Annotated in this window: 21 protein-coding genes; 6 read left to right on the top strand and 15 right to left on the bottom strand. The window is 62.4% G+C overall.

Annotated features, from left to right (window positions below; genetic code table 11):
• Window positions 1-69 precede the first annotated feature (69 nt).
• From hisF to prmC, 8 genes are all read right to left on the bottom strand, one after another.
• Window positions 70-828, bottom strand: coding sequence for an imidazole glycerol phosphate synthase subunit HisF (gene hisF, locus H7687_RS16125; protein WP_183349255.1), 759 nt, complete (start codon window positions 826-828; stop codon window positions 70-72).
• Between the two features lie 107 nt (window positions 829-935).
• Window positions 936-1670, bottom strand: a complete 735-nt coding sequence (gene hisA / locus H7687_RS16130) for a 1-(5-phosphoribosyl)-5-[(5-phosphoribosylamino)methylideneamino]imidazole-4-carboxamide isomerase (RefSeq protein ID WP_183349257.1) — start codon at window positions 1668-1670, stop codon at window positions 936-938.
• 204 nt (window positions 1671-1874) lie between these two features.
• Entirely contained in the window at window positions 1875-2498 is a 624-nt protein-coding gene (hisH, locus tag H7687_RS16135; RefSeq protein WP_183349259.1) for an imidazole glycerol phosphate synthase subunit HisH, read from the bottom strand.
• Window positions 2499-2757: 259 nt separating this feature from the next.
• The gene (gene hisB / locus H7687_RS16140; protein ID WP_183349261.1) at window positions 2758-3345 is read right to left on the bottom strand and encodes an imidazoleglycerol-phosphate dehydratase HisB; all 588 of its coding nucleotides are present in this window, start codon (window positions 3343-3345) and stop codon (window positions 2758-2760) included.
• Between the two features lie 45 nt (window positions 3346-3390).
• Window positions 3391-4680 (bottom strand): histidinol dehydrogenase, encoded by a 1290-nt coding sequence (gene hisD, locus H7687_RS16145; RefSeq protein ID WP_183349263.1) that lies wholly within the window; start codon window positions 4678-4680, stop codon window positions 3391-3393.
• Between the two features lie 189 nt (window positions 4681-4869).
• The gene (gene hisG / locus H7687_RS16150; RefSeq protein ID WP_183349265.1) at window positions 4870-5508 is read right to left on the bottom strand and encodes an ATP phosphoribosyltransferase; all 639 of its coding nucleotides are present in this window, start codon (window positions 5506-5508) and stop codon (window positions 4870-4872) included.
• Window positions 5509-5721: 213 nt separating this feature from the next.
• Window positions 5722-6987 (bottom strand): UDP-N-acetylglucosamine 1-carboxyvinyltransferase, encoded by a 1266-nt coding sequence (gene murA / locus H7687_RS16155; RefSeq protein WP_183349267.1) that lies wholly within the window; start codon window positions 6985-6987, stop codon window positions 5722-5724.
• Window positions 6988-7138: 151 nt separating this feature from the next.
• A complete protein-coding gene (prmC, locus tag H7687_RS16160) occupies window positions 7139-7993 on the bottom strand; it encodes a peptide chain release factor N(5)-glutamine methyltransferase (protein ID WP_183349269.1) in 855 nt (284 codons plus the stop codon).
• On the opposite strand from prmC, the gene H7687_RS22130 reads away from it, so the two are divergent.
• On the top strand, window positions 7992-8120 hold the full coding sequence (locus H7687_RS22130; RefSeq protein WP_281376724.1) for a hypothetical protein: 129 nt from the start codon (window positions 7992-7994) through the stop codon (window positions 8118-8120). The two genes, prmC and H7687_RS22130, sit on opposite strands and share 2 nt — an antisense overlap.
• A gap of 30 nt (window positions 8121-8150) precedes the next feature.
• On the opposite strand, the gene prfA is transcribed toward H7687_RS22130, so the two are convergent.
• The 6 genes from prfA to H7687_RS16190 all read right to left on the bottom strand — a co-directional run bounded on the left by prfA (window position 8151) and on the right by H7687_RS16190 (window position 13461).
• Window positions 8151-9224: a peptide chain release factor 1 gene (gene prfA, locus H7687_RS16165; RefSeq protein WP_183349271.1), complete on the bottom strand. Its 1074-nt coding sequence runs from the start codon at window positions 9222-9224 to the stop codon at window positions 8151-8153.
• Window positions 9225-9347: 123 nt separating this feature from the next.
• Window positions 9348-10253 carry a DUF1385 domain-containing protein gene (locus H7687_RS16170; protein ID WP_183349273.1) on the bottom strand — a complete coding sequence of 302 codons (906 nt, stop codon included), beginning with the start codon at window positions 10251-10253 and terminating at the stop codon, window positions 9348-9350.
• A gap of 74 nt (window positions 10254-10327) precedes the next feature.
• Complete coding sequence (gene thyX, locus H7687_RS16175; protein WP_183349275.1) at window positions 10328-11017, bottom strand: FAD-dependent thymidylate synthase; 690 nt, start codon at window positions 11015-11017, stop codon at window positions 10328-10330.
• A gap of 109 nt (window positions 11018-11126) precedes the next feature.
• Complete coding sequence (gene rpmE / locus H7687_RS16180) at window positions 11127-11330, bottom strand: 50S ribosomal protein L31 (RefSeq protein WP_183349277.1); 204 nt, start codon at window positions 11328-11330, stop codon at window positions 11127-11129.
• 99 nt (window positions 11331-11429) lie between these two features.
• On the bottom strand, window positions 11430-12677 hold the full coding sequence (gene rho, locus H7687_RS16185; protein ID WP_183349279.1) for a transcription termination factor Rho: 1248 nt from the start codon (window positions 12675-12677) through the stop codon (window positions 11430-11432).
• 355 nt (window positions 12678-13032) lie between these two features.
• A complete protein-coding gene (locus H7687_RS16190; RefSeq protein WP_183349281.1) occupies window positions 13033-13461 on the bottom strand; it encodes a peptide chain release factor family protein in 429 nt (142 codons plus the stop codon).
• 424 nt (window positions 13462-13885) lie between these two features.
• Here H7687_RS16190 and H7687_RS16195 point away from each other — a divergent pair, with 424 nt between their 5' ends.
• Window positions 13886-14740, top strand: a complete 855-nt coding sequence (locus H7687_RS16195; protein WP_183349283.1) for a metallophosphoesterase — start codon at window positions 13886-13888, stop codon at window positions 14738-14740.
• On the opposite strand, the gene H7687_RS16200 is transcribed toward H7687_RS16195, so the two are convergent.
• Window positions 14737-15447, bottom strand: a complete 711-nt coding sequence (locus tag H7687_RS16200) for a cytidylate kinase-like family protein (protein WP_183349285.1) — start codon at window positions 15445-15447, stop codon at window positions 14737-14739. The two genes, H7687_RS16195 and H7687_RS16200, sit on opposite strands and share 4 nt — an antisense overlap.
• A gap of 273 nt (window positions 15448-15720) precedes the next feature.
• Between H7687_RS16200 and H7687_RS16205 the strand changes: the two genes are divergently transcribed.
• The 4 genes from H7687_RS16205 (at window position 15721) to H7687_RS16220 (ending at window position 21165) form a co-directional block, all read left to right on the top strand.
• Window positions 15721-16590 (top strand): EamA family transporter, encoded by an 870-nt coding sequence (locus tag H7687_RS16205; protein WP_183349286.1) that lies wholly within the window; start codon window positions 15721-15723, stop codon window positions 16588-16590.
• 159 nt (window positions 16591-16749) lie between these two features.
• On the top strand, window positions 16750-17667 hold the full coding sequence (locus tag H7687_RS16210; protein WP_183349287.1) for a glycosyltransferase family 61 protein: 918 nt from the start codon (window positions 16750-16752) through the stop codon (window positions 17665-17667).
• Between the two features lie 299 nt (window positions 17668-17966).
• Window positions 17967-19793: a tetratricopeptide repeat protein gene (locus H7687_RS16215; RefSeq protein WP_183349288.1), complete on the top strand. Its 1827-nt coding sequence runs from the start codon at window positions 17967-17969 to the stop codon at window positions 19791-19793.
• Window positions 19794-19944: 151 nt separating this feature from the next.
• Window positions 19945-21165, top strand: a complete 1221-nt coding sequence (locus H7687_RS16220) for a tetratricopeptide repeat protein (protein ID WP_183349289.1) — start codon at window positions 19945-19947, stop codon at window positions 21163-21165.
• Window positions 21166-21210: the final 45 nt, after the last annotated feature.

Genomic DNA, 21210 nt, shown 5'->3' on the forward strand with positions numbered 1-21210 from the left:
ATGCTGGCTGAAGAAAAACTTCCCCCTCCCTAACCCTCCCCCTCCGGGGGAGGGGACTTGGTCCGGTCGTTAGAGCCTTACCGGCACGCCGCGCTCGCGGAGGTAGGTCTTGGCTTCTTCGATGGTGTACTCGCGGTAGTGGAAGATGGAGGCGGCGAGACAGGCGCTGGCGCCGGCCTGGGTGAAGCCGTCGTAGAGGTGCGAAAGACCACCGACGCCGCCCGAGGCGATGACCGGGATGCTGACCGCGTCGACAACCGCGCGGGTGAGCGGCAGGTCATAGCCGTCCTTGGTGCCGTCGCGGTCCATGCTGGTAAGGAGAATCTCGCCTGCGCCCAACTCTTCCATGCGCTGCGCCCACTCGACCGCGTCGATGCCGGTCGGGTTGCGGCCGCCGTGGGTGTAGACCTCCCAGCCGCCGGTGGCGCGGGAGCGGGCATCGATGGCGACCACGGTGCACTGGGACCCAAACCTCTCGGCAGCCTCGTTCACGAACTCGGGACGATGCACCGCCGCGGTGTTGATGGAGACTTTGTCCGCCCCTGCATTAAGAAGCCGGCGAATGTCGTCCACAGTGCGAACCCCGCCGCCCACGGTGAGCGGCATGAAGACGCGCTCGGCGGTCCTGCGCACCACGTCGATGATGATGTCGCGCTCGTCGGAGGAAGCGGTGATGTCAAGAAAGGTCAACTCGTCCGCGCCCTGCTGATCGTACAGCTCGGCGATCTCGACCGGGTCGCCCGCGTCGCGCAGACCCAGGAACTGGACACCTTTTACTACCCGGCCACCTTTTACGTCGAGGCAGGGGATGATTCTTTTAGTAAGCATCTCGAACTCCAGATTAAGACTGAGATTAAGATTGAGATTAAAACTGACAGCGACAACAAGGATCTAGAAGATGATGTGCCCTTCTTAGTCTTAATCTTTGTCTTAATCTATGCTTGTCGCTTCTTAGTCAGCGCTATCGCTTCGGCGAGGTTGATGGCGCCGGAGTAGATGGCCTTGCCGGTGATGACGCCGGTGACACCGGAGGACTCGATGGCGATCAGGTTCTCGATGTCCTTCAGCGACGAGAGACCGCCGGAGGCGATGACCGGGATGTTGATGGCCTCGGCCAGCGCCTTGGTCGCCTCGATGTTCGGTCCCTGCATCATGCCGTCGCGGCTGATATCGGTGTAAATGATGGCGGAGACGCCGTCGCCTTCGAACTGCTTCGCCAGTTCGGTGGCCGTAATGCCGGTCACCTCGGCCCACCCCTGGACGGCAACCATGCCGTTCTTGGCGTCGATGCCGACCACGATCTTGCCCGGGAACTTGGCGCACGCTTCTTTCACGAAGGCGGGATTTCTCTGTGCGGCGGTGCCGATGATGACGCGGCCGATGCCGAGGGAAAGGTAGGCCTCGATGGTGGCGATGTCACGGATACCGCCGCCCAACTGGGTCGGTATGGTGACGGACTTGACGATGGACTCGATGGCGGAGCGGTTCTTCGGCTCGCCGGCGAAGGCGCCGTCGAGGTCGACGATGTGCAGGATCTCGCCACCCTGGCGCTGCCACTCGGCCGCCTGCGCACCCGGATCGTCGTTGAAAACGGTGTCCTTCTCCATCAGCCCCTGCTCCAGGCGGACACAGCAGCCGTTCTTCAGATCTATTGCCGGAATAATGATCATTTCAATCCCTCGTCACTATTTAATAGATACGTTCCTGTCCCATCCCCTCCCCCTCCGGGGGAGGGTGGCCGGAGGCCGGGTGAGGGAGTTGCCACGGAGCGTCATGGTTGCAGCTTGCAGCGCCCTCACCCCCGCCCCTCTCCCGGAGGGCGAGGGGAGACAGGCTCTGCCGGGGGAGGGAACAAAGACCCGGGCGGGCAGAGATTACTTCATCTGCGAAAAGTTCTTCAGCATGGCGAGCCCCTTGTCCTGGGACTTCTCCGGGTGGAACTGTGCGGCCACGACGTTGTCGCGCCAGATGGCGGCGCAGAAGTCGATGCCGTAGTTGGTGGTCGCGGCCACCACGCTCTCGTCATCGGGCTTCACGTAGTAGGAGTGCACGAAGTAGACGTTGGCGCCCTGCTCGACGCCCTGGAACAGCGGAGACGGGCGCTTGATATCGAGCTGGTTCCAGCCCATGTGCGGCACCTTGAGGTCCTCGCCCGCCTGCTGCATCCCTTCCGGGAAGCGGAGCACCTTGCCCGGGATCACGTCGAGTCCCTTGTGGATGCCGAACTCCTCGCTCTCGGTGAAAAGAAGCTGCAGACCGAGGCAGATGCCGAGGAAGGGCTTGCCTTCCTTGATCACCTTGAGGATCGGCTCGACGAAGCCCCCTTCCTCGAGGTTCCTGATGCAGTCGCGGAAGGCCCCCACGCCCGGGAGCACGACGCGCTCGGCGTCCAGCAGCACCTTGGGATCGGAGGTGACGACGGCGTCGCAGCCGACCTTCTCGAACCCTTTTTGCACGGAGCGGAGGTTGCCCATGCCGTAATCTATGATCGCGATCATCTGTCTATCCTTCCGGCACCGCAGGCGGCGCCTGTTGCTGTGCTACCGTTATCGCGTTGGCGGCATTACACGTGCTGCCAACGCCCTCATCCGCCCCTTCGGGGCACCTTCCCCCGGTGGGGGAAGGGATGGACACCGCCACTTTAAAAAGGGAGGCCATCGCCTTGATCCACTCCCCCTCGCCCTTTGGGAGAGGGTCGGGGTGAGGGCCGCGTCTTGCCCCCTCGCCCTCCGGGAGAGGGTCGGGGTGAGGGCAGCGTTAGAGTTTCCCCTTGGTGGACATGACCCCTTCAATGCGGGAGTCCATCTGCGTAGCCATGTCCAGCGCGCGGGCTGCGGCCTTGAAGCAGGCTTCCAGGATGTGGTGCACGTTGTCGCCGTACATGACGTTGATGTGGAGGTTGGCGCCGCAGTGGTTCACGAAGCCCTGGAAGAACTCGCGCACCAGCTCGACGTCGAAGTCCCCGATCTTCACCTTGGGAAGCTGGACGTTGTAGACCAGGTACGGCCGGCCGGAGAGGTCGGTGGCGACGCTGGCGAGGGTCTCGTCCATCGGGACGGTGGCCTGGCCGTAGCGGCGGATGCCGCACTTGTCGCCCAGTGCTTCCTTGAACGCTGTCCCCAGCACGATGCCGATATCCTCGACGGTGTGGTGGAAGTCGATATCGATGTCGCCATGCGCCTCGACCTTGAGGTTGAAGAGGCCGTGCCGGGCGAAAAGGTCCAGCATGTGGTCCAGGAAAGGAACCGAGGTGCAGATATGCGCCTCGCCTTTGCCGTCGATTTCGAGGGAGAGCTTGATCTGCGTCTCCTTGGTGATGCGTTCGATGCTTGCCGACCTGGCCATGCCGCCTCCTTGAATTAGATGATCAAAGCCGCAATGAATTCCAAACTAGCTGTCCAGCCTGAAGCTGACCGACTTGCCGTGGGCTTCGAGCCCTTCCAGCGTCGCGATGCGGACGATGTCCTTGCCTACGCGCTGCAGGCCGCCCTTGGTGAAGTAGATGAGGGAGCTTTTCTTGACGAAGTCATCCACAGACAGCGGCGAGAAGAAGCGGGCCGTGCCGCCGGTGGGAAGGGTGTGGTTGGGGCCGGCCAGGTAGTCACCGGAGGCCTCGGGGGTGTAGTGTCCCATGAAGATCGCGCCGGCGTTGGTGATGAGCGGCATGATCTCGAAGGGGTTGTCAACGGCGAGTTCCAGGTGCTCCGGCGCGATGCGGTTGGAGAAGGCGATCGCCTCTTCCAGGTTGCCGGCCACGATGATGACGCCGAAGGATTCCCAGGACTTGCGGGCGATGGCCTCGCGGGAAAGTTCCTTCAACTGGCGCTCCACCTCGGCCGCCACCTTCTCGCCGAAACTGCGGTCGGTGGTGATCAGTACGGACGACGCCAGTTCGTCGTGCTCGGCCTGGGAGAGAAGGTCCGCCGCGATGTGAGTGGGGTTGCCGCTGCCGTCGTTGATGACCAGGATCTCGCTGGGGCCGGCGATCATGTCGATGCCGACCTGGCCGAAAACGAGCTTCTTGGCGGTGGCGACGTAGATGTTGCCCGGGCCGGTGATCTTGTCGACCCTGGGCACGGTTGCGGTGCCGTAGGCAAGGGCCGCAACGGCCTGCGCGCCGCCGATGCGGAAGACGCGATCGACGCCGGAAAGTTTCGCCGCCACAAGCACGTGGGCGTTGGTCTCGCCCCCCGGGGTGGGGACGACCATGATGATTTCGCCGACGCCTGCGACCTTGGCGGGGACTGCATTCATGATGACGCTGGAGGGATAGCAGGCCTTGCCGCCGGGGACGTAGATGCCGACCTTGGCGAGCGGGGTCACCTTCTGGCCCAGCATGATGTCGGCTTCCTCGGTGGAGAGCCAGGTCTGCTGCTTCTGCTTTTCGTGGTAGCGGGCGACGCGCTCGACGGCGAGTTTCAGCGCCGCGAGGTCCTTCTCGTCCACCTGGGCGAAGGCCTTGGCAAACTCCGCCTCGGTAATCTCAAGCCCGGCGGCGTCGCACTCCAGCCGGTCGAAACGGCGGGTGTACTCGATCAGCGCCTCGTCGCCGCGCTTGCGCACGTCCGAGATGATGCCGAGCACCACCTCTTCGACCTCGCGTCCCGACTCCTCGCCGCGCTCTACGATGGCATCGAACTTCGCCTGAAAATCTGCTTCCCTAATGTCGAGGAACTGCATCTTTAACCTCGCGGATCATGGCAATAAAATTCAAAGATTGCTGTTTCCCCCCTTTTGCGAAGGGGGCAGTGGGAGGGGGACTGGCTCCGCCAGGTGCCTGTCCCCTTAGAGCTTGGGTAAGATGGCTGCAGCGGAATGGAGCGTTCCGCTAGAGGGACAGGCACCTGACGGAGCCAGTCCCTTCCGCTACTAAATATGCTGCTCCAGCCCTTCGATGATCTTGGAGATGCGCTCGTGCTTGGTCTTGAGGCTCGCACGGTTGACGATGAGACGGCAGGTGATCTCGGCGATGGTCTCAACCTCTACCAGGCCGTTCTGCTTCAGCGTCTCGCCGGTGGACACGAGGTCGACGATGCGCTCGGAGAGGCCGACCAGCGGGGCCAGCTCGATGGAACCGTAAAGCTTGATCAGCTCGACCTGCACGCCCTTGGCCGCGAAATACTTCTCGGTGACGTTGGGGTACTTGGTGGCGATGCGGATGTTGTTCCAGGCGGCGGGATCGTCCTTGCTGGAAAGCTCGACCGGCTCGGCGACCATCAGGCGGCAGTAGCCGAACTTCAGGTCCAGCGGTTCGTACAGGTCCTTCTCCGCCTCCATCAGCGTATCCTTGCCGACGATGCCGAGGTCGGCGCAGCCGTACTCCACGTAGGTGGGGACGTCGGTGGCGCGCACGATCATGTAGCGCATCTTCTGCTCGTGGTTCTCGAAAACCAGCTTGCGGGTGTCGGAGAGGAGCTCTTCACAGTCAATGCCGATCTTCTTGAACAGGGCGACGGAGTCCTGCAGGATGCGGCCTTTAGGGATGGCGATGGTGACGTAGTCGGTCATTTAAAAACTCCAGTGGAGCATGGCATTTTCTGTTACGGGTCTTGCGCCTCGTCCCCTCTCCCTCTGGGAGAGGGTGCCCGAAGGGCGGGTGAGGGAGGTTTTTCAAGCCGCACGCCCTCACCCTAACCCTCTCCCAGAGGGAGAGGGGATAGTGGACGCTGGGGGTAAAGCTTGGGGCGACACAACATCAGCGTGTCATGCCCCCTATGCTGATTATGGCGCGTCGATATCCGGGACGCGGACGATGTCGGCACCGAGACCGGCGAGCTTCTTCTCGATGTTCTCGTAGCCGCGGTCCAGATGGTAAATCCTGGAAATCTCGCTGGTGTTGTCGGCGGCGAGCGCGGCCAGGATCAGCGAGGCGGAGGCACGGAGGTCGGTGGCCATGACCGGGGCGCCGGAGAGCTTCTTGACGCCCTTGACGGTGGCGCTGTTCCCCTCGCAGATGATGTCGGCACCGAAACGGAGCAGCTCGGAGACGTGCATGAAGCGGTTCTCGAAGATGTTCTCGGAGATCACGCTGGCACCCTCGGCGATGCACATGAGGGCCATGAACTGCGCCTGCATGTCGGTCGGGAAGCCCGGGTAGGGACGGGTCTTGATGTTCACGTTGCGGATCTTCTTGGGACCCTTGACGCGAACCACGTTGTCCTTGTTGATGATCTCGACGCCGGCATCCTGCAGCTTGAAGGTCAGCGCGTCCAGGTGCTCCAGGCGCATGTTCTTGATCCTGATGTCCCCGCCGGTGATGGCGGAGGCAATCATGAAGGTCCCGGCCTCGATGCGGTCCGGCATGACGGCGTGCTCGGCTGCGGTCAACTGCTCGACGCCCTTGATCCTGATGGTGTCGGTGCCTGCGCCCTCGATGTTGGCGCCCATCTTGGTGAGGATGTCGGCAAGGTCCACGATCTCCGGCTCGCGGGCGGCGTTCTCGAGGATGGTCTCCCCCTGCGCGGTGGCTGCCGCCATGAGAAGCTGCTCGGTGCCGCCGACGGTGGAGATGTCGAAGTTGATGCGCGCGCCCTTGAGCTTCTTGGCTTTCGCCTCGACGTAGCCGTGCTCGAGGGTGATCTCGGCGCCCAGCGCAGCAAGACCTTTCAGGTGCAGGTTGATGGGACGTGCGCCGATGGCGCAGCCGCCGGGCAGCGACACGCGGGCCTGGCCGAAACGGGCCAGCAGCGGGCCAAGGACCAGCACGGAGGCGCGCATAGTGCGCACCAGGTCGTAGGTCGCTTCCCAGCTGTTCAGGTCGGTGGTGTCGATCTTGACCACATTGCCGCGGCCGTCGACATGGGCGCCGAGCTTTTCCAGCACCTTGATGGTGGTGTTGATATCGCGCAGGAACGGGACGTTGCTGATGGTGTGGCACCCGGGCGCCAGGATGGTCGAGATGAATATGGGGAGGGCGGCGTTCTTCGACCCGCTAACGGTCACTTCTCCGGAGAGCTTGTTGCCACCTTTGATTACCAGTTTTTCCACTGTTACCTCTGTACTCTTTTCGTTTGTTCAGCGCCCCGAAGGGCGGATGGAAATGTGTCAGCGACCTAGGGGGACAGGCACCTGGCGGAGCCAGTCCCCTCCGGGCAAAGGGGGACAGGCACCTGGCGGAGCCAGTCCCCTCGGCAGTCCCCTACAGCCTGCCGCCGACCACGCGCTCGATGCCCGCGGGATCGGTCTGGGTGAAGGTTTCCCCGGCGAAGCCGCCGGCCTTTAAAAGCCCCAGCACCTGGGGAGCCTGTCCGGCGCCGACCTCGAATATCAGCCAGCCGCCGGGGTTCAGATAGCCGGGCGCGTCGCTCACGATACGCCGGTAGAAGTCGAGACCGTCGGCCCCTCCGTCCAACGCGCCCATCGGTTCGAAGCCGCGCACTTCGGCCTGCAATGTCGCCAGTTCGGAATTGGGAATATAGGGCGGGTTGGATACTACCATGTCGAAGCGTCGTCCCGCAAACGGTTCGAACAGGGATCCCTGGAAAAATTGCACGCTGGCCCCGTTGCGCTCGGCGTTGCCGCGGGCCACTTCAAGGGCTTCCGCGGAGACGTCGACGCTGGAGACCTCGGCCTGCGGCAGTTGCTTGGCAAGGGAGATGGCCACGCAGCCGCTGCCGGTGCCGATGTCGAGAATGCTCTTCGCGGTAGTTGCGCGCTTGACCGCCTCGGTCACCAGCACTTCGGTGTCGTGGCGCGGGATCAGTACCGCCGGGGTGACCCGGAACTCGAGTCCCATGAATTCCTGGGTGCCGAGGATGTACTGCAGCGGTTCGCGCTTGCCGCGCCGCGCCACCATGGTGCGGTAGGCGGCCAGTTCGGCGTCGGAAAGGGGCTTGTCGAAGTTGAGGTAGAGCCCGACCCGGTCCAGGGAGAGCGCCTCGCACAGCATCCACTCTGCCTCAAGGCGCGGGTTGTCCACGCCTTTCTCGGCAAGGTAGCCTTTGGTCCAGTTGAGGACTTTGAGGACATCCCATTTTTCGGGGGTGGTGGTCATGGCAACCTACTTGGACGTTGTGGACCCGGTGGACCCGGTGGACCTGGTGGACCCGGTGGACCTGGTGGACCTGGTGGACCTGGTGGACCTGGTGGACCCGGTGGACCTGGTGGACCGGTCGACCTAATGAACCTGGGGACCCGGTGGACCGGGGGAATTACATGCCTTCGCTTTGGGCCTGCAGGGCTTCCATCTGGTAGTGGGTACGCAGGGAGTCGGCGATCTCGGCGATGTCGCCGGCCATGATGGAATCGAGACGGTACAGGGTGAGACCGATACGGTGATCGGTCATGCGCCCCTGCGGGAAGTTGTAGGTCCTGATGCGCTCGCTGCGGTCGCCGCTGCCCACCTGGCTCTTCCTGTCGGCGGCCATCTTGGCGTTCTGCTCCATCACGATGTTGTCCAGGATCCTGGACTTCAGGACCTTCATGGCCTTCGCGCGGTTCTTGATCTGGCTGCGCTCTTCCTGACAGGCGACGACGGTGCCGGTCGGGAGGTGGGTGATCCTGACCGCGGAGTCGGTGGTGTTGACGTGCTGGCCGCCCGCGCCGGAGGAACGGTAGACGTCGATCTTCAGGTCGGCCGGGTTGATGTCGATGTCGATGTCCTCGGCCTCGGGCATGACGGCGACGGTGCAGGCGGAGGTGTGGATACGCCCCTGCGCCTCGGTCTCGGGCACGCGCTGTACGCGGTGGGTGCCGGACTCGTACTTGAGTTTGGCGAAGACGCCGTCGCCTTCGACCAGCGCGATGACCTCTTTGAAGCCCCCGCGCTCGGACTCGGAGGCGGAGATCACCTCGACCTTCCAGCGGTTGGTCTCGGCGAAGCGGCTGTACATGCGGAACAGGTCGCCCGCGAAGAGGGCCGATTCGTCGCCGCCGGTGCCGGCGCGGATTTCCAGCACGACGCTCTTGTCGTCGTTGGGGTCCTTGGGGAGCAGGAGCACCTGGATCTCGCTTTCCAACTGCTCGCGGCGCTCCTCCAGGGTCTCCAGCTCGGCCTGGGCCATCTCGCGCATCTCCTGGTCCGGCTCCTTCAGGAGTTCCTTGTTCCCCTCGATGTCGGAGAGCACCTTCTTGTACTCGCGGTAGGCGGCGATCAGCTCGGTGAGGCCGGCGTGCTCCTTGGAGAGCTTCCGGAACTCAACCTGGTTCGCCAGCACCTCCGGATCGGAAAGGAGCGATTCAAGCTCTCCGAAGCGGGTTTCAAGATCTGCGATTTTGTCGAACATGGACATCAAAACACCTCAAAAGAGGTTCAACGTTCAACGTTCAACGTTCAACATTAAAGGCACACCCGCAGGTGGTTGCTTCTAACATAGAACGTAGAACGTTGAACGTTGAACGTGTTTTAGTTAAACCACCAGCCGGTCGTCCTTGAAGCCGTCGTTCAGTTCGAGGGCTACCTGCATGGACTTGATGGCGACCTCGAGCTGGCTGTCGTCGGGCTCGCGGGTGGTCAGCCGCTGCAGTGCGAGGCCCGGGGCGATCACCATTTTCACCAGCGCGTGGTTGTCGTGCTTCGCGGTCCACTTGAGGACCTCGTAGGAGAGCCCGGCGATCATCGGCAGCAGGATGATCCTGGAACCGGCCTTGAAGTAGAACGGCCACAGCTTCGGGATCAGGGAGAACACCACGATGCTCACCAGCATGACGATCAACAGGAAGCTGGTGCCGCACCGCGGGTGCAGGCAGCTGTACTTTCTCACGTTTTCGACGGTGAGCTCCTCGCCCGCCTCGAAGGTGAAGATCGACTTGTGCTCGGCACCGTGGTACTGGAACACCCGCTGGATGTCCTTCATGCGCGAGATGGCGATGATGTAGATCAGGAACACCGCGACCCGGATCACGCCGTCGACCAGGTTGAAGACGATGTTGGAGTCGCCGATGATCGGCACCAGCAGCTTGGTCAGGTAGAGCGGCAGGATGAAGAAGAGCAGGATGCCGAAACCGAAGGCCGCGGCCATGGTGCCGGCGATGGCCCAGTCGTTGATCTCTTCCTTCTCCTCCCCCTCGGCGAGCGCCTCGTTGGCGGAGAAGTTGAGCGCCTTGATGCCGATGATGAGCGACGAGAAGAGCGCCACCGCACCGCGGACGATGGGGAGCTTGGTGATGGGAAAACGCTCGGAAAGCGGGATCACCGTCTCGCTCTTGACCGAGATGTCGCCGTCGGGCCTTCTCACCGCGATGGCCATCGAGCGCGGCGCCCGCATCATGACACCTTCCAGAACCGCCTGTCCGCCTATGTTTATCTTTGACACGTGTTACCTCGTAAACCGAAAACCGTTAGCCACGGAGACACGGAGAAAATCTGAGAAAACCGGAACCTGGAGGCTTACATCTCCCGGAAGTACTCCCGAACCTGCGCCATCTTGCCACAGCACATGGCGCCCTCGGGGCAGGGGCCGCCGAGACAGCCGGGGCCGGCCTTGTCGAAAACCGTCGGCGCCACCGGCTTCACCAGACGGAGCATCTCGATGGCCATGGCACGGATCTCCCACTGGGCCCGCTCGCAGCAGCGCACGGCGAAGAAGTGCAAAAGCTCCCGGGCGTTCATGGTGATGATGATCTTGGTCTCGGTGGCGTTGGGGAGCAGGTAGCGCGCATCCTCGGCCGGGACACCCGCCTCGACCAGGGCGGCGTAGGCGGCGTGCAGCGACGCCACCTGGGCCTCGAACAGTTCCAGGTGCTTGGGATTGTCCGCGATCGATTGCGGCGTCACCACCGCGAAACGCTCCTTGTGGGAAACGTAGCGCTGGGACTGCTGGGAAAAGGAGGCGACCCGGTGCCGCACCAGCTGGTGGCTGGTGACGCGCGAGATCCCGTCCACGCCGAAGGTGAACGATGCGTGCTCCAGCACCGACTGGTGCCCAAGCGACATGATCTTGTCCAGGAATTTTTTGACGTCAGCGCCGGAGAGCTTGTCCTTGAGCGCCTCGATGTCGGCCGACGAATAGCAGAGCCGGGCCGCAAGTGCGATGGTCAACTCGGGATCGGGGGTGTGCTGCAGAAGGGCAACCTTCATGAAGATCCTTCACATGCTGCGTTGTTTTGCAATCGGGCCATAGAAAACGAAACAAGGGGATTTCGCCATAGACAAAATCCCCTCCGAACGGATTCGCAAGCGCGAAAGCCTACTTCTCCAGGTTGTATCTCTTGCGGAAGCGCTCGACGCGGCCTGCGGTGTCGATCAGCTTCTGCTTACCGGTGTAGAACGGGTGGCACTGCGAGCAGATCTCGGTGGAGATCTCCGCTTTGGTGGAACGGGTCTGGAACTGGTTACCGCACAGGCACTTTACGGTAATTTCCTCGTACTTCGGGTGGATCCCTTCTTTCATATCTTCCTCCTGGCGGGGCGCGCCCCGTTATCTAACTTTGATGTTCTTGCCGGAAAGTAGCCATAAATAGCACCTTCACTGCAAGATTTCAACACTTTTTTACTTGCTCATGGAATCGAGGAAGTCCTGGTTGCTCTTGGTCCCCTGCAGCTTGGAGATCAGGAACTCCATGGAGTCCACCACGTTCATCGGGTGGAGCACCTTCCGGAGGATCCAGATGCGGTTCAAAGAGGCCTGCGGGATGAGCAGTTCTTCCTTCCTGGTGCCGGACTTGTTGATGTCGATGGCGGGGAAGGTCCTCTTCTCGACCAGCTTGCGGTCCAGGTGGAGTTCCATGTTACCGGTGCCCTTGAACTCTTCGAAGATGACCTCGTCCATCTTGGAGCCGGTATCGACCAGGGCGGTGGCGATGATGGTGAGCGAGCCGCCCTCCTCGATGTTACGCGCGGCGCCGAAGAAGCGCTTGGGCTTGTGCAGGGCGTTGGAGTCGACACCACCGGAGAGGATCTTGCCGGAAGGGGGGATCACGGTGTTGTAGGCGCGGGCCAGACGGGTGATGGAGTCGAGCAGGATGACGACGTCGCGCTTGTGCTCGACCAGGCGCTTGGCCTTCTCGATGACCATCTCGGCGACCTGGATGTGACGGGAAGCCGGCTCGTCGAAGGTGGAGGAGATGACCTCGCCCTTCACGGAGCGCTGCATGTCGGTAACCTCTTCCGGGCGCTCGTCGATCAAGAGGACGATCAGGAACACCTCGGGGTGGTTCAGCGCGATGGAGTTGGCGATGTTCTGGATCAGCATGGTCTTGCCGGTGCGCGGCGGAGCGACGATGAGGCCCCTCTGCCCCTTGCCGATCGGAGCGACGAGTTCCATGACGCGGCTGGACATGTTGTCCGGGGTGGTCTCGAGGACGAGCTTCTCTTCCGGGTAGAGCGGGGTCAGGTTGTCGAAGAGGATCTTGTCGCGGGCGACCTCGGGAGACTCGTGGTTGACGGTCTCGACCTTCAGCAGCGCAAAGTAACGCTCCCCTTCTTTCGGCGGCCTGATCTGACCGGCAACGGTGTCGCCGGTATGCAGGTTGAAGCGGCGGATCTGGGACGGCGACACGTAGATGTCGTCCGGACCCGGCAGGTAGTTGTAATCCGGCGCCCTCAGGAAGCCGAACCCGTCAGGTAGGGTCTCGAGGACCCCCTCGCCGAAGATCATGCCGTTCTTCTCGGTCTGGGCGTTGAGGATGGCGAAGATCAGGTCCTGTTTCCTGAGACTGGACGCCCCCTCGATGTTCAACGCCTTGGCAATGGCCGTGAGATCGTTGATTTTCTTTTCTTTAAGTTCCTGTAGGTTCATCTGTTCTCCTGATTTGGCGCAAATATAGATCTATGGGCAAATTGCCTGACTGGGAATACGGGAATGTTTCACCGATGCGGCATGGGTAACATGCGAGGCGTGCCTGACGAGCGCTATCGTGTAAAGGATCTGTGAGTAAGTAAGCCTTGAGTTTATTCTTGAGGTGTCGGTACCGGTTCGGTATGAGAAAAAAATTGGGGTATTAAAAGGTGTCTGCAAAGGTCTTATTGAGGATATGGAAATTTATACCCTTCCCCTCGTTACCTTGTCAACTTTATTTTTTCCGCCCTTTATGGCGCGGGCTGCGCCCGACGGCCTGAACTGACGGGGGTCTTCCCGGCGGCAAAAGGTCAAATTATTGGCTCTCATTCCAGGTAGTTGACGCTGCAGACCCCGTTTCCGGGCCCTGTCCAGCATCCTTTGCAGCATCGGTGCCATACTTGGCGCCGCTGCGCCGTTTTCTGCGGGCCTTCTGTCTCTTCAGCTTCTCCGCCGCCAATTCCTTCTTGGTCATGCCGCCGCCGGCCCCTTCGATCTTCTCCAGCAACAGGCGCCGGGCCAGGAACCGGTTCCGCGACTGGCTGCGCGATTCCATGCATTTCACTTCCAGCCCGCTGGGGAGGTGTTTCAGGTAGACGCAGGAGGAACTCTTGTTGACGTGCTGCCCGCCGCGCCCCGAGGCATGTACGAAACGCTCCTCCAGGTCCTTCTCCGCGACCCCGAGCTCTTCCATCTTCGCCTTCAGCCAGCGGTTCTTTTCTTCGCTTACTGCGAAATCAGCCATTGCCTCTCCCTTTCCAACGCTCTTCACGATGCGTTTTTGTTTCCCACCTTAGAGCCTTCAGCAAAGGAGGGGACTGGCTCCGAGACGTGGCTGTCCCCTTAGTGTTGGCAGGTGGCTGAGCTGAAAGGAGCGTTCCGCTAGAGGGACAGGCACCTGGCGGAGCCAGTCCCTTCAGCACCGGCCATGATAGCGTCCGGCAATGTGGAAGTCAAAAGATGTCGGCGAGAGGAGGGAGGCGGCGCCCCGCGGCCTTCGCCGGGATCAGCCCGCCGCTGTAGGGGCAAATAATTATTTGCCCAGCCACAGTGTCCGCCGCCGACGCCGATGGCGAGAGAGGTCCAGGGGCGCAAGAGGCGGGCGAATAATTATTCGCCCCTACAGGGTGAGGTCACCTTGGTATAATCTCCGGCTTGGAGGAGCGTTCATGACAGCTATTAGCAGACGGGCATTCCTGGCGGGCGGGATCGCCTTCTTCCCCTACCTCTACTACCAGAGAGTGTCGGTGGCGGTGCGACGCTACCGGGTGCCGGTGCACAAACTCCCGCCTGGTTTCCACGGCTTCACCATCCTGCATATCACCGACCTGCACGACAAGGAGTTCGGCGAGCGCGGCGAGGAACTGCTGGCGATCCTGCGTCGCTTATCCTTCGACCTCGTGGCCGTCACCGGGGACCTGGTGCTGAGGACTTCGCCTAAATTAGACGCGGCACTGGACCTGATCAGGGGGATTGGCGCCTTTTCCAAGAGCCCGGTCTTCTCGGTGAGCGGCAACCATGAGTGGGGGGCGCAAATGACGCCGCACGTCAACGCAAAACTGGAACATGCCGGGGTCCGGGTCCTTAAGAACGAAGCGGAGCTGCTGCGGAGAGGGAAGGACCGGCTCTGGGTGGTCGGGGTGGACGACCCGGTGACGGGACGGGCCGACCTGGCGCAGGCGATGAGCCGTACCGATGCCGGTGTCCCGCGCCTGTTGCTGGCCCACGCGCCGCATCCTTTCCCGCAGGCGGTGCAGGCAGGCGTGGACCTGATGCTGGTGGGCCACACCCACGGTGGCCAAATCCGCCTCCCCTTGATCGGCGCGCCCTACATCCCCTCCATGGGCTACCTGCCCCGGTGGGATTACGGCCTCTACCGCCAAGGAACGTGCACCATGATCGTCAACGGCGGCCTGGGGGAGAGCTGGTTCCCGATCCGCATCAACAACCCTCCCGAAGTGGCGCTGGTGACCCTGCTTCCCACGGAAACGACCACGGGGACACAACAGCAAGACGTGGGCTAGTCGCGCGTCGGCGGCATGACCACGTCGGCCATGATCTCCGCGATGCGCACCGCCGACAGGCGGGCGTTGTTGAAGACCAGGTGGTACAGGGTCGGGTCGGTGATGTCGCGCCCGAGGAAATCCTTGAGGAAGGCGTCCCGCTGGCGCTGCTTTTCCGTCACCATGTCCTGCGCCTGGTCCGCGGAGATCCCGCAGCGGGCCGACACCGCCTTCACCTTGAAGCTCATGGGGGCGATGATCCGGAAATGGTAACAGTTGCCGGTGTCCTGGGTCAGGATGGAGCCCCCCCTGCCCACCAGGATCACGTTCCCCTCGGTGGCCAGCGCCACGATCTGGCGACAAAGCAGCCGGTAGTAATCCTTGTCGCTTTTCCAGCGCGGGGAAAAGGTGGAGAGCATGTCGTCGAGGAAACGGTTCTTGGTGCCCAGGTTGCGCAGAATGCCTTCGGAGAGGTTGTGGTCCTTGGCCACCGCGTCCAGCAGCGCACGGTCCATGACCACCCACGGCTTGCCGCTACGCTTCTCGAGGAGGGTCTGCAGCTTTTCAGCCACCGGATACCCTTCGCAGCCGAACTCGCGGGTCAGGGTGACCGTGGGGTTGCTCCGCTGCACATCCGACATGCCATGCTCGTGCAGGTTCCTGCGGCCGACCTCCAACATGCCGCGCAGCCTCTGTTCAATCGACGGGATCAAAACGTTCTTGCCCATGATGACGCCCTCCCGAACGTTAAGTCACTAGTCCAACCTCTTTAATTAGGCCGCAATTTTGAGTGCAGTCAACTGCCCCTGTTTTAAAAGCTGTTACGCAAAGAACGCGGAGCATCCGCGAAGAACGGCAAGTAAGGATTTGGGGTTAAACCTTTAGGCTGGTGGTTTCATGGCGCCCGTCGCGCATACTTTCCGTACTTTGCGTAACTGCTTTTGACGTTTGTCACCCCTCTCCCCGGTGCGCAGCGCGCTTTTTTCGCTATCATTAACGCCATGACGCCGCTATGGTTCCCGCTCACCGTTTTGTCCGCCTTCTTCCTCGCCACCAGCGATGCCACGACCAAGCGCGCCCTGACCGGCAGGAACGAGTACCTGGTCACCTGGCTGCGCATCGCTCCAACCTTCCCGCTCTTCCTGGCCACGCTCCCGTTCATCACCATCCCCAACATCGGCGACGACTTCTACTTCTGCATCTTTACCGGTCTGCCGCTGGAGGCGGTGGCCATCATCCTCTATACCAAGGCACTGAAGCTCTCGCCACTCTCGCTCACCCTGCCGCTGCTTTCGCTGACACCGCTTTTGCTGCTGGTGGTGCCGTACCTCCTCTTGGGGGAAAGGATCTCGCCGATGGGAGGGGCGGGGATCTTCCTGATCGCGCTGGGGGGCTACCTGCTCAACTCCGGCAGGGGCGAAACCGGCCTGCTGGCGCCGCTGAAGGCGCTGGCCAGGGAGAAGGGGGCACTGTGCATGCTGGGGGTCGCCACCATCTACAGCGTCACCTCCACCCTCGGCAAAAGGGCCATAGCAGCATCCTCGCCCCTGTTTTTCGCCGCGGTCTACCTCCCCCTCCTGGTGCTCGTCCTCACCCCGTTCGCCCTGTACAAGTCACGCGGCGAACTCCCCCCCGTGCTGCGTAACGGCACGGCCAAGGCCGTCGTACTCCCCGCCGTCTGCTACGCACTCCAGGCCCTCACCCACGTTTATGCCGTCAACCTCACCAACGTCGCCTACATGATCGCGGTAAAAAGGCTGAGCCTCCTTTTCGGGGTGCTCTACGGCCACTACCTGTTCAAGGAGCGCGGCGGCATCCTCTCCACCATCATCATGCTGATCGGAGTCTTCCTGATCGTGGCGGGAGGGTAACGAGAAACCCTCCCTCACCCGCCCTTCGGGCACCCTCTCCCAGAGGGAGAGGGTACACAGAGGCCCCCAGGCAGTTTCCACATCGGCGGTGGTGCGACGAGCGGGCGGAACGGATTTTGCTCGGAGATCCGTCAGCCCATCGCCCCCGGAGACACGTCAATGTACCAGGTATTCAACGGCTGCGCCGGCAGCCCCAGCGGACCCGGCCTTTTCAGGGACGTCTTCCTCTTTGGTGAGGAGGGCATCCCGCTGCAGGGCAACCGCGTCATCAACCGCTTCGTCAACTACCCCAACGACCAGGTCCTCATCTGGCTCATGCAGCACCAAAACCGCACGCTGGTTCCCCTCGACGGCGTGGTGCTCCCGCTTTACGGCGACTGGAGCTACAACTTCTGGCACTGGTGCACCGAGATGCTTCCCGTCGCCTACGCCGCCCACGAAGCCGGCTTCAGCGGGACCTACCTGGTGCCGCAAAGCCCTTTCGCCGCGGAGTCGCTGCGGCTTCTCGGGATCAGGGAGGACCGCATCAGGGTGGCGGAAGCGTACGACTACCACATCGAGTGCATGTACCTGGTGCGCAAGACCACCGGCCACGACCCTGCCACCATGGCGATCCGGGGACGGATCCGCGAGGCACTTCGCGCGCACTTCGCCTGCAGTGACCCGCGCCACCACCTCTACATCACCCGGAACTCACACCCCGACACCATGAGGAAGGTGGTCAACGAAGAGGACCTGCTGGCGCTCCTGCAGCGCTTCGACTTCCTCACGCTGCGGCTGGAAGAACTCTCCCTCTCGGACCAGCTCGCCCATACCTGCAACGCCGCGACACTCCTCGGCCCCCACGGCGCCGGCATAACCCATTGCGCCTTCATGCCGGAGCGCTCCATGGTCATCGAGCTCTTCCCCCCCACCTACGTAACCCCGTGCAACGTTCTGCCGTGCCACCAGCTGCGCCACCGCTACTTCCAGCTCACCAGTTCCTGTCATTACAAGGGTTACCCGCACGGCTACGACATCGAGGTGAACCTGCCCATGCTGGAGATGATCCTGGAAAAGGAACTGTCGGGTTATTGACTCCGGTCGCGGCAGGCATATTTCAAAAATTTGACCACACTGCAAATCGCTGACGCCGCAACAGTTGCTCGCCGCCATGGGCGCCGTCAAAACGTGTGCGAAATCAACGGCATCGCCTGCTCTCCTGAGCACGGGGCGCGACCGAAGCGGGAACTGCCCCCTGCCGCTGCCACCCCGCTTGGGAAGAGGTGCCGGGGCTGGCATGGCAGTTGCTTCACTCACCCCTGTTTACCCCGTGCCTTCGATCACCTCCCCGACACGGGTACCCGCAGTCCATAAAACCCGAAATGGAGAATTTCATGAGCCAGTTAGTCACCCGCCCCAGCGGCGCGATCGCCGTCATGGAGAATGGACCGCTTGTTTCCGCCATAGTCGTGACCCGGGATCGGGAAGCGCACCTCAGGGAATGCCTCTCCGAGCTGATGGAGCAGACGGTCGCCAGCAGGATGGAGGTCATCGTCGTCGATGCCGGCTCGACGCAGTGCGAGTGGGCTGTGGTGGCGGACCTGCAACAGCGTTACGCCAACCTGGCCGCGCTGAAGCTTCCTTGCGGGGCGGCGGCACGCGGGGTCAACATGGCCCTCAAGATGGCTTCCGGAAGATACCTGACCATCCTCGAGGTCACCGACCGCCTCAGGCGAGACGCTTACGAGCAGCTGACCGCGGCCCTGGAGCAAAACGCCACCGCCATGGTTGCATACGGCGACACCTGCTTTACCGCTATCGCCCACGAGACCTTCGCCAGCCACACCAGTTACGGCAAGGTAATCTGGCCTGACTACACCCCGCAGCAACTCTCCCAGCTCTCGGAGGTCGCCCCTCACCTGCTCTGGCGCCGGGAGGTGCACGACAGCGTCGGTCATCTGCCCGAAGGCTACCCGAACCACGGCCTGCGCGAGTTCCTGCTCAACGTGGTGCAGCGCTTCCGCATCCAGCACATCGCTGAATTCACCGGCCTCAAGCTGATCGCCGCCGTCCCGCAATCGGCGCCGCAACAGGCCCCGCAGCCGGTGGAGGTACAGAGCGCCCCTGCCGCGGCGGCGCAGCCGGTTCCGACCCCGATGCAGAGCGAGCCGTCCCCCATGGCAATGCCGGAGCGTGCTGCCTTGCCGAGCGCCGAAGACGCCTACGCGGCCCTGCGCCCGCAACTCTCCGGCGACGACCTGGGGCAGGCAGCGGCAGCGCTGCGTCAGCACCTGGCCAACTATCCCGACCATGCCGTGGCCCACAACGATCTCGCCGCCGTGAGCTACCAGATGGGGGACACCGACCAGGCCCTGGCGCACTACCGCGAGGCGGTGGCCCTGGAGCCGGACGAGGACGTCTACCTGAAGAACCTGGCCGATCTCCTCTACGTCGAGAAGGGGCAGACCGACGAGGCGATCAACATCTACCTGAAACTGCTCGAGAGGGCACCGCGCGACGTGGAGACCCTGCTCAACCTCGGCATCATCTGCGAGGGGGTCGGGCAGCCGGACGCCGCCGAGTCGTTCCTGCAAAGGGCGCTCGAGATCGAACCGGCCAACATGGCGGTGCGCGAGCGGCTCTCCGAACTGAGGCAAAACGCTTCCCCAGCGCCCGCACCGACGGCAGCGACCGCGCCGGCGGCACCGGAGACAGCCACAACACCGGCGGCAGCCGCCGCGGAGGAGGACGATTTGACAGCTGAAGACCACTACCTGAAATCGCAGGAACTGGTGAACCGTGGTGACCTGGCCGGGGCCGAGCAGATGTTGCAAGGGATCGTGGCGCTGTATCCGGATTTCGCGCCGGCCTACAACGACCTCGCCGTGCTCGCCTACCAAAACGGCGACAAGGACACCGCCCGCCGCAACTACGAGAAGGCGGCTGCGCTGGCTCCGGGCAACAGCACCTTCCAGAAGAACCTCGCCGACTTCTATTTCGTCGAGGGGTACGACATTGACGGCGCCATCAACATCTACCTGGACCAGCTCAGGAAGGAGCCCCGCAACATCGAGACCCTGATGAGTCTGGGCAAGATCTGCACCATTCTGGACCGCCCGGAGGAGGCCGAAACCTTCTACGGCAAGGTGATCCACCTGGAGCCCTGGAACCGCGACGCCCGCGAGTGCCTGGACACCCTGAAGCAGGCAGCCAACTCCTAGAGAGGCAGGCGCGCCGACGAAACGACAAAAGCGCCCGGTCGGCCTGAACCGCAACCGGGCGTTTTCGTTAGGCAATACAGTTTTCACTAAAGTTTCAGCGCCGGATGCCGATACGACAGGCGGCTAATGAGTATCTAGCGCGGAGGATGTTATGGCTACCCAGAAGACCGCCTGGGATTACCTGGGCGACATGTTCGACACGCTGACCTCGCAGGACAGCATGAAGGCCCAGGCGGCGACCAACGCCATGGCCAGCGGCGCCGGGTTCTTCCAGAAGAAGGACTACGCCCGCGCCGCCAGCGAGTTCAAGCGCGCCGTCTCTCTCGACCCGACCAACGCGCAGTCGTACAACTATCTGGCCAACGCCTACCTGGCGCAGAAGAAGTACGACGACGCCATCAAGACCTACAAGACCTCCCTCACCATCGACCCGACCCAGGACTCGGTGCACACCAACCTGGGCAATCTCTACCTGCAGCAGAAGAAGTACAACCTGGCCGAGAAGGAGTTCAAGGACGCCGCCCGCCTCAACCCGACCGACACCCTGGCGCCCTATACGCTGGGACAGCTCTATGTCCAGACCGGACGCTACGGCGAGGCGGAGACGCAGTTCAAGAAGGTCGCCAAGATGGCGCCCAACGACCCCAACCCCTACTACAGCCTGGGCGCGACCTACAACAAGGAAGGAAAATACGCCGAAGCGGTCAAGCAGCTCACCCAGGCGGTGAAGCTGCGTCCCAAGATGGAGGCGGCCCACTTCGAACTGGGCGTCGCCTACGCCGCGCTGGGCGACAGCACCAATGCGCAGAAGGAAGTGGACACCTTGACCAGGCTCAACTCGACCCAGGGTGCGCTGCTGGAAAGGACCATAGCCCGCCCCAAGATGGTTGCGGGAGGAGGCGGCGAACTGGACACCTTCTTGCCGATCTTGCAGAAACCGCAAGACCCGCCAGTGGTGGGCTACGACCCCTACCAGCTCATGTTGCTGGACGTCGTCAACCTCTCGACCCCCAACGCGTCCAAGGTCTTCACCCAGACCTTCTACTTCGACTCGAAGATGGACCCCAAATCGGTGCAGGACGTGAACAACTGGACCATCACCAAGGCAAGCGGCGGGGCGGCGGGTTACTACAACAACCTCCTGCCGGTACTCCCCACCGAAGCGTATATCCCTCAAAACCCGATGACCGTGAGCTACGATGCTGACAAACAGTCCGCTACGGTCACCTTCATACTCAGCCAGAACGACACCAATAACGCCACCATCGACTCCGCCCACATGGTCTTCAAATTTTCAGGGAAGGACGTGACGGGAAAGACTATCGACCCGACTGCGGACGAGTGGGATTACGCCGCTTCCGCCCCCTTCTAAGTCGTGATTCAGTACAGCCAGCCACGAGGCGTCCGTCCCTGACGG

The sequence above is a fragment of the Geomonas paludis genome (assembly GCF_014193585.1).
GTDB lineage: Bacteria > Desulfobacterota > Desulfuromonadia > Geobacterales > Geobacteraceae > Geomonas > Geomonas paludis.